The following is an 8,351-nucleotide window of genomic DNA, read 5'->3' as shown; positions in this document are numbered from 1 at the left end:
AATCACTTTTTCAGCGCACTGATGCTTTAAACTCAGGTCTGCATAAGCCTCCTTCAAACGCCGCAGCTCCGCCTCCAAACGCTTTTGCTGGTTAGCTTCTCCTTTCATCTCGATCCGGATTACTTTGTTAACTAAATGGTCTTTCCCAAATTTAACGATCCATTTCTTGATTGTCATACTTCCCTTGATCCCATAACGTCGCGAAGCTTCCAGGTAGCTTAGACCCTGCTCCTCGATTTCTCGGACTACCTGCTGCTTAAAGCTTAGACTATACTTCATTACCGGCCGACGTTCCTTCATTCTTCCTTAGGTTTGTGTCAACCTATTTCAGGACGGGACACACTTTCTCCCTTTCCTCCTTTCTCCCTTTCCTCCTTTCTCCTTCCGAAACTAATTTTTAGGAATATTCCGTTATATTGAGGAGTTTTAATAAATGATATATTCCTTCTCACATACTAAAAGATCCGGTTATGCACGATGCAATTAAAGTAGCCCGTTATTTTGTCAATCTTGGCATTGTAGATGATGTGCCACTTACGAATATGAAATTGCAGAAGGTTTTATACCTCGCTAATGGAATGTATTTGGCATTGACAGAAAAGCCGCTTCTGGCAGAGGATATTCAGGCCTGGCGGTATGGTCCGGTCATTCCATCTGTATATAATACCTTTAAAAGCTGGGGCGACAAACCCATTACATTGCCACAGCCCGCCGATGGCCTCAGCCTCGACGCCAATACCCAGTCCATTCTTCTGGACGTGTGGAATATCACGAAAAGCGTGGATGCTATTAAGCTGGCCAATTGGACACACCTGCCGGGATCTCCGTGGGACGAGGCTGCAAAGCGTTCGCTGAACACGACAATCAGTCCTGAACTGATGAAAAAATACTTCCGGGAATCTTTCAACCTTCCACATCAGGCAGCATAATCCTGAGATACAATTAACCAGTTGCAGCCGAGAGCCGAGCCAACAATGCCGTCAACCAATATCGTACAGAATGTAGCCGATGTAATTAACAGTCAGTCTGACGTACCCGATCAGATTACGACTGAAAGTCTCGTTTTTGCCAACCGGGATCCAAAAGCGACGGCGGATTATGCGGGAGAGAAAAACAAGGCTGAACTCGAAAGCTTCCGTCAGGATACGCAGGAGCGAAAGAAATATGCAAAGTTGATCTTCTGGATGGTAGCACTCTGGCTGGTCGGCATTTTCGGCATTATTCTCATGGTCGGCTTTGAATCCATGCACTTTACACTTACTAATGAAGTAACGATTGCATTAATTACCACTACCACCATTAATGTGGCTGCCTTCTTCCTCGCTGTCACGAAGTATCTTTTCCCAAACAGAAACAGAGACTAGTTGAATCAGATTCTTTTCAGTGTGGGCTCATGGAAGGATTTCCAGATTTCAGCGGCTTCTTCTATGGTCTCCGGTGGTGATTGCAAATAGGCTTCAATCCGGGCCAGGTTTTCCGATTTTGAATCTTTTACAGAATACTTCACCAGATTAACCAGTAACTCGTCGATTTTAGCAGTATCGAACTGCCAGTTTTTATCATACTTCATAAACCATTCCGGATCCAGGAAAACGTACCCGGCATATCTGTAAACATCTGAAAAACCGAATGCATCGATTACGATCGGCTCAGTAGGCTGCTCCTGATCCAGTTCTTTATCGCTATATCGCTCGCGGCCGTTTCCAAGTAAGCCGACAAACCTATAATTCTTCACCTTTTGCAGTTCCATTCTTATTTTTGGTTTGATTATTAATTTACGACACGCATAATTATTGTGCCTTTGAACCTCGCAGCAGCACAATCATGTTGTTTCCTTTACAATCTCTAATTAACAGTATAAAGTCGGATGATCCGCATTTCCACGCTCCCACTTATTGAAACTACCCAGCAATTTCATGCTGCCGAACTGATTTTGCTTGTCGATGTACTGCTGGTTGGCGATACGCCGCGCAGTATGAGAGAGTTGATCAAAAACAATTACGGCGGGTTTATTGTCGATAAGAAAACATACATCCCGATCACGCTTACGGGCACACCCGACAGTTTGCTGAACAATGCAGGAAAAATGATCCATTTCAAATTCGACCGCGGATTTGAAAACTATTATGCTTTCGACGGGAATGTAGATGCGGCGGTATGGCACAAAAAACTCTATGATATGTCGGCCAATGTAGGTGTAAGCCCGATCAATTTTGAACGTGAAGAAGCTTTTATAATTGAACGCTACATAACCAGGAAGCGCGAATATACCGAGCCGGAAAATGAGCCGAAACTGCTGGCATTACCCCTTACGTCCCCCAGCACCATCGGACTTAAAGCAATGCGGGGACTAAAACTGGTGCGTAAATAGCCCGCGTTATTCGCATTCGAACTATGATTCCAGGCGCTTCCTGACCTGCAACTTGACAGGCTATAATTAGAAATGCGGAGATTAAGCTAGTTATTCTCCGCACTTTTGCGGAGAATAATTCCTATATTCACCGCAAATCAGAGATTATGGCGTTGTACATTCATCAAACAGCCGGCTGGCCAAAATTTCATTGGGAAGAATCAGTCATTTCGCCATTTCTTGGGGAGGTGAGGTTTTTACAGGGGAAGGTCGCAGGAAGAATGCAATCGCTTGGTTTTTCTACCAGGACAGAAGCTGCGCTTGAAACGCTGACGGAAGATATTCTCAAATCAACCGAGATCGAGGGGGAACATTTGGATTCCGATCAGGTACGGTCTTCCATTGCCCGCCGACTTGGATTGGAGATTGCAGGCCTGGTACCTTCCGACCGGAACGTGGAAGGTGTGGTTGAGATGACGCTCGATGCTACCCAGAATTTTGAGACAGTATTAACCGCCGAGCGCCTGTTTGGCTGGCAATCTTCATTATTCCCGTCAGGCAGAAGCGGCATGTTCGCGATCATTACCGGCAAATGGAGAGACAATGAAAAAGGTCCAATGCAGGTTGTTTCGGGAGCAATCGGTCGTGAAACCGTGCATTTTGAAGCGCCTGACGCAGCTCGTCTGGAAAGCGAAATGGACGCTTTTCTGGATTGGTTTAATGGCAATCAGACCATTGATCCCGTCCTGAAATCAGGGATTGCACATCTTTGGTTTGTCACTATCGACCCTTTTGACGATGGGAATGGTCGGATTGCGCGGGCGATCGGAGATATGCAGCTCGCACGCGCGGAAAGCAGCGCACAGCGGTATTATAGTATGTCTTCGCAAATCAGAAAGCGGCGAAATGAATACTATGCGATACTTGAAAAAACGCAGAAAGGCGATCTTGATATAACAGACTGGCTGCAATGGTATCTTCAATGCTTGAAGGATTCATTAAACAACACCATTGAAACTCTTGATGTTGTCCTTCAACGCACAGCCTTTTGGGACAAGAATTCTGAAACACTTTTGAATGCCCGACAAATATTGATGATCCGGAAAATGCAGGATGATTTCTTCGGAAAGCTGACTACATCCAAGTGGGCCAAAATAACAAAAACCTCACAGGACACTGCAAGCCGCGATATTCAGGATTTGATCAATAAAGGTATTTTGCAAAAAGAAGAAGCTGGCGGAAGAAGTACAAACTACACGCTGATATGGTAGTTGGTGTATAATACTTAAAATGTCAAATGGAAATTCATCCCAAAAACCGCCTCACCAGCCAAATCACCAGATTCAAAAGCCCGCTGAGCAGTAGCATGGTGGTGATCGGGAAATAGAATCTAAAGTTTTCCTTTTCAACCCGGATGTCACCGGGCAGGCGGCCGAGCCAATGTAGTTTATCGCTCAGAAAGTACACGACAATGCCAATCAGGACAACCGCCAGACCGATCAGGATCAGATACTTACCTGTGGTTTGGGACATGGTTTTCGGGAAAGCTATTCAAGAATACCGAGCGCGAGTTCAATGTGTGCAAAATGATGCTTTACATGCCAGGCAGACATAGCCAATGCCTGTTTCTGGCTGATCCACATCTGGCGTACGGGATGGAAATACGCAATGTCCAGCTGCTCGGCAGTGAGGTTTTTGGCGAGGTACACATACCTGTTCCCAATACTTTCAAAAATGGCAAGTGAGTCCGCAATCGGATACAGATCAGCTTCCGGCGTTTTGACCCAGCCATCCATATTGATTAAAGTTACCTCCTTGTAAGCGGGTTCGGTCAATGCTTTTTTCATCCTGAAAAAGTGCACCAAATGGATATCGGCAACATGGTGGATCAGTTGCTGAACAGTCCAGCTGCCTTCGCGGTAAGTTTTGCGGAGATCCTCATCTGAAAAATTGGCAGCCAGCTCGCGGTAAGCCGCGGGTGCGGATTCGATCGTAGCGATTAGTTCGGCCAGTTCCTCTTCCGTATAGCTTTCCTGCGGAACAAACGGACCAATGGGATATTTTCTGTCTGTCATTTTTGAATGCATTTAAAAACTGAGAAGCACGTTAGTTTATCCTGAAACCCAGCTCAAAAGTAAGAAGACTAAACTTATCTGTTTTGAAGTCGGCGAGATCTCCCTTGATCCTGTTTATCAATCCTGCCTCATACCTTACATTAAACAGCAACCTTTTCACGGTATAAGAAAGCTCTAACGGTACCATTGGAACGACCGTTTTGTAATAATGATTCACGGCAAAACTCTGGTCAATGTCCGCGCCAATGAACATTGCGGGAGTCCGTGAAAGTGAGATCAAAGTGGCTTGTGTACTGATCCCTGCGCCTATCGAAAACGATTCAACAGGAAAATAATGGATCATCGCGGCGAGCCCGAGCCCATAATCCGAAGAACCAGCCTGAAAGTATCCGATATTAGAGCCGACATAATCTCTCATCATCAGCAGCTCGTCCCAATAAGTATGTTTGGAAAGATTAGCCTGCGCCTTGAAGCTGAAATCCTTATTAAGCGGTTTCAGCAATGCTGCACCTGTCCCAACGCCGCCAAGAAGTATTTTAGGCGACGAGTTTTTATCGTAACCTAAAATGGGATACATTCCTTTTGACCTGTTACCGACGGGCATGTAGAAATTTCCGTTTGCCGTAACATACCATTCTGTCTTCCTGCTTTGCGAGAATGATTCAGAACCAATGAACAGGAAAAGTAACCAGAGGCAGGACCGGAAGTACTTCATACCTTATAAAACGTTTTGACCAGGGTAATACCTCCTATTTCCACCACAATCCGATAAGTCCCTTTTACCTTACCTTCCAGATCGAACCTGATATCATCAGTTGGAACACCCGCTTCGACTTTCATTTCGGCAATCTGTTTTGCATTCGGATCAAAAAGGCGGATGATACAAGCTTGTCGCTGATCATTTTCAATATAAACAGCAATCTGGCTGGTAGCTGGATTGGGAAAGGCAACAACCGTCAGATCCGAGTCAATATCTGGTTTATTACAAGCAGCCAATGCAAACAGCACCAGCCAGATTGCCAACAGACTTCTCATACCTTTCTTGATTTTGCACCTACGAATAAGGCACCCGCGATCAGTCCCAGCAATAATATCGAGCTCGCAAGATCTATCTTACTACCCACTGCTACCGACACCGGCTCGAAGCGGAATTTGATGGTGTGCTTACCTGCCGGTACCCTCAATGCCCGAAGTACATAGTTGGCACGCAGCATATCCGCTGGTTTATCATCAATCGTTACCTTCCACTCATTTCTTACATTATAATAGATCTCCGAAAAGACCGCTAAACCTTCTTTGCTGGAATTACTTTCATAAATCAACTCATTGGGCTTGTAGCTGATCAGACTGATTTTGGCAGAAGAATCAGGCTGCAGACTGAGCCCCTGCAACTTGGAAGCAAACTTCTGATCAATCACTGCTTCATACCGTGGTTTTAGCGAATCGAGTGCCGCCATTTCAGCATCTGCATTCGGAACAACCTTGTAGCTGTTTACAAACCAGGCATGCCCCAATGCATCGGGATTGGTTTGCGCCACTTTATTACCCTGCGGATCCGGAACAAGGAAATACTTCGTGTTCAGCATATTGATCACATTCATATTAGGCTGCTGGCTCATTACCTGCCTTTCAAAAAGCTCCTGGTACCTGCGAAGCTTCGCACCGTGGTAGCCCCCGAGCGATTTGTGGAAGTTAGAAGCAGCCGCACTGTTGAATGGACCTTGTGATGATGTATTATCAAATACCTTATAATCCGGATCAGGATCTTTGAGAATCTGCTCGTCGGCGGGGGAAGGGCCGGTATTTCCTTGTGCCACATAATTGGACACAAAATCTTCGCTGTTCAGATAGCGTTTATCCACACCAAACAAATCAAAAACAATAAGGGCAATCAATACTGCATACAATGCGACAGGCTTGATCTTGTCCATCATCCACAGCCAGATCAGTCCCGCAGCAAGTAGTATAAATATCAGGCTGCGGAATGCATCGGCTTTCATCAGACTGACACGGTCCTGTACAATGGAGTTCATAATCTGCTGCGCAAATGCCTTATCCCGCGTCATCTGCTCAAACTGTCCCAATGTGGCTGAATCGTTTGCCGATTGAAAGCTGAAAAACACAGTTGGCAATACCGCCATAATCACCATCAAACCGGCACTGATTCCCAGCGAAATCGTGAAAGGCTTCCGGAATTCATTCCAGGTAATTTTCTTCTGAACAAGGATAACCAATGCCAGTACCCCCAGGAAAACCATCAGCAGCTGCGCCAGTGAAACCGCCATGGTCATCGCCCTGAACTTGTTGAACATGGGGAAATAATCAAAAAACAGGTAGTTCACAGCTGCAAAGCTTTTACCCAGTGCCCAAACAATGTAAAGGAGCACTACAGCGACAGCCCAGGATTTGAGCGGACTTTTAACAATAAAAATACCAAGTAAAAAAAGGAAGAACACGATCGCGCCTACATAGTTGGGACCACCCATAATCGGCTGATCGCCCCAGTAAAGCGGCATTTGCTGGATGATACTTTGCGCATTGCCCTGATCAACACCGCGGCCGATCAGCGTTTTGTAAGTTTCGGAATCAGTGGAAAGAGGCCCGTATCCGGCACCGCCATACGCATTCGGGATAATGAGCGTGAGCAGCTCGCCAAAACCGTAGCTGTATGTAAAAGCATACGTTTTGTCAAGCCCGTCGTTTTTGCCCCGACTGGCCGCAGCATCCTTGCTGGTCAGCTCTGACTTGCCGCGGATGGTTTCTTTGGTATAATCATAGGCATTCCACAACCGGGTAGTATGCGTTCCCACAGCCAGCACAGCCGCAAGCCCGAGGCCGCCGATCACCAATACCAGCTCTTTGCCGCGACCATTTTTGATAAAAGCAATACTTTCAATCACCACCAGGATTACAATCCCGATTCCGAGATAGTACGTGATCTGAACGTGGTTGGCGTAGAGTTCAAGGGATAAAAAGAATGCAGTAAGTGCCGCACCCGCGAGCCAGTGTTTCCGGAAAGCCAGTATAACCCCGGCGATCACTCCCGGCGCGTACATGATCGCGATTACCTGTGAAATGTGCCCGGCTTCAAGGTTAATGATATTAAAGGATGAAAAGGCAAATGCGATCCCTCCCAATGCCGCCAGCCAGCTCCCGGCGCCCATTACCAGGAAAAGCACATACGCGCTCACCATTCCGATCAGCAGGTAATTGGCAGGTGCCGGCAGGAGCTTGTTGATGCCCTGCCCTATTTTGGTAGAGATACTCGTAGGATAATCGGTAGCAACGAGGTAAGCGGGCATTCCGGCGAACATCCCGTTGGTCCACGATGACCATTCTCCTGTTTGTTTTTGATAGTCAATCACTTCACGCGCCGCAGCCTTTGCCTGAATATCGTCTGTTGCCACCAGTTTTTTGCCTTGCAGCACCGGAGAAACGTATACAATGGACAGAATAATAAAGCCCAATACAGCTACTAGGTGCGGCCAGGTATTTTGCCAGGAAATCAGGTTTTTCATTGTGATATTAAGTAAGCCTGCAGTTGGTGTAATGAATATTAAATTTCTATTAACCGGCGCAAATATATAAGTATTGATATATGTTTAGGGTGTAAAATCCGAATCTTGTTCTGGCAAATTTTTAACAGAATTAAGAGTCAGGTCATATATTTTAAGGAAATACCGGATAAATTTGCGGAAATTGTGACTTTAAGGTTCAAAAGTCGCGACACATCAAAAAGATAGAAGTAACCTGAAATTAAATGAAAAGAATTGGAGTATTTACCTCAGGAGGGGATGCCCCGGGTATGAATGCCTGTATCAGGGCGGTAGTACGCGGCGCTGTCTACCATGGTATTGAAGTTTTTGGAATCAGAAGAGGATATAGCGGAATGATTGCCGGTGATGTTTATAAAATGGACTCCCACT

The 8,351-nt window shown here is 45.9% G+C and carries 12 protein-coding genes; 5 read left to right on the top strand and 7 right to left on the bottom strand.

Going from position 1 to position 8,351, the window contains the following annotated elements:
• Nucleotides 1–300: transposase (locus ACTIE6_RS11385; protein ID WP_439556748.1), on the bottom strand; the 300-nt coding region annotated here is incomplete at its 3' end.
• A gap of 170 nt (nt 301–470) precedes the next feature.
• On the opposite strand from ACTIE6_RS11385, the gene ACTIE6_RS11380 reads away from it, so the two are divergent.
• Entirely contained in the window at nt 471–929 is a 459-nt protein-coding gene (locus ACTIE6_RS11380; protein WP_056291388.1) for a Panacea domain-containing protein, read from the top strand.
• Nucleotides 930–974: 45 nt separating this feature from the next.
• A complete protein-coding gene (locus ACTIE6_RS11375; protein ID WP_439556747.1) occupies nt 975–1,364 on the top strand; it encodes a hypothetical protein in 390 nt (129 codons plus the stop codon).
• Nucleotides 1,365–1,369: 5 nt separating this feature from the next.
• On the opposite strand, the gene ACTIE6_RS11370 is transcribed toward ACTIE6_RS11375, so the two are convergent.
• Nucleotides 1,370–1,750: a hypothetical protein gene (locus ACTIE6_RS11370; RefSeq protein WP_439556746.1), complete on the bottom strand. Its 381-nt coding sequence runs from the start codon at nt 1,748–1,750 to the stop codon at nt 1,370–1,372.
• A 117-nt stretch (nt 1,751–1,867) separates the two neighbouring features.
• Here ACTIE6_RS11370 and ACTIE6_RS11365 point away from each other — a divergent pair, with 117 nt between their 5' ends.
• Nucleotides 1,868–2,371, top strand: a complete 504-nt coding sequence (locus tag ACTIE6_RS11365; protein ID WP_439556745.1) for a hypothetical protein — start codon at nt 1,868–1,870, stop codon at nt 2,369–2,371.
• Between the two features lie 146 nt (nt 2,372–2,517).
• Nucleotides 2,518–3,621, top strand: a complete 1,104-nt coding sequence (locus tag ACTIE6_RS11360) for a Fic family protein (protein ID WP_439556744.1) — start codon at nt 2,518–2,520, stop codon at nt 3,619–3,621.
• Between the two features lie 34 nt (nt 3,622–3,655).
• On the opposite strand, the gene ACTIE6_RS11355 is transcribed toward ACTIE6_RS11360, so the two are convergent.
• The 5 genes from ACTIE6_RS11355 to ACTIE6_RS11335 are packed head-to-tail and all read right to left on the bottom strand — an operon-like array spanning nt 3,656 to nt 7,943.
• Entirely contained in the window at nt 3,656–3,883 is a 228-nt protein-coding gene (locus ACTIE6_RS11355) for a DUF2905 domain-containing protein (RefSeq protein ID WP_439556743.1), read from the bottom strand.
• A 14-nt stretch (nt 3,884–3,897) separates the two neighbouring features.
• On the bottom strand, nt 3,898–4,425 hold the full coding sequence (locus tag ACTIE6_RS11350; RefSeq protein ID WP_439556742.1) for a YfiT family bacillithiol transferase: 528 nt from the start codon (nt 4,423–4,425) through the stop codon (nt 3,898–3,900).
• A 31-nt stretch (nt 4,426–4,456) separates the two neighbouring features.
• Complete coding sequence (locus ACTIE6_RS11345; RefSeq protein WP_439556741.1) at nt 4,457–5,140, bottom strand: hypothetical protein; 684 nt, start codon at nt 5,138–5,140, stop codon at nt 4,457–4,459.
• Nucleotides 5,137–5,460, bottom strand: a complete 324-nt coding sequence (locus ACTIE6_RS11340) for a T9SS type A sorting domain-containing protein (protein WP_439556740.1) — start codon at nt 5,458–5,460, stop codon at nt 5,137–5,139. Before ACTIE6_RS11340 ends, ACTIE6_RS11345 begins: the two co-directional genes overlap by 4 nt.
• The gene (locus ACTIE6_RS11335; RefSeq protein ID WP_439556739.1) at nt 5,457–7,943 is read right to left on the bottom strand and encodes a hypothetical protein; all 2,487 of its coding nucleotides are present in this window, start codon (nt 7,941–7,943) and stop codon (nt 5,457–5,459) included. The genes ACTIE6_RS11340 and ACTIE6_RS11335 overlap by 4 nt, the downstream gene beginning before the upstream one ends.
• A 242-nt stretch (nt 7,944–8,185) precedes the next feature.
• Between ACTIE6_RS11335 and ACTIE6_RS11330 the strand changes: the two genes are divergently transcribed.
• Nucleotides 8,186–8,351 (top strand): 6-phosphofructokinase (locus ACTIE6_RS11330; RefSeq protein WP_439556749.1); only part of this gene is annotated, 166 nt, incomplete at its 3' end.

It is taken from the genome of Dyadobacter sp. (genome assembly GCF_051859145.1).
GTDB lineage: Bacteria > Bacteroidota > Bacteroidia > Cytophagales > Spirosomataceae > Dyadobacter.
This window is presented reverse-complemented; position numbering and strand designations above follow the sequence as displayed.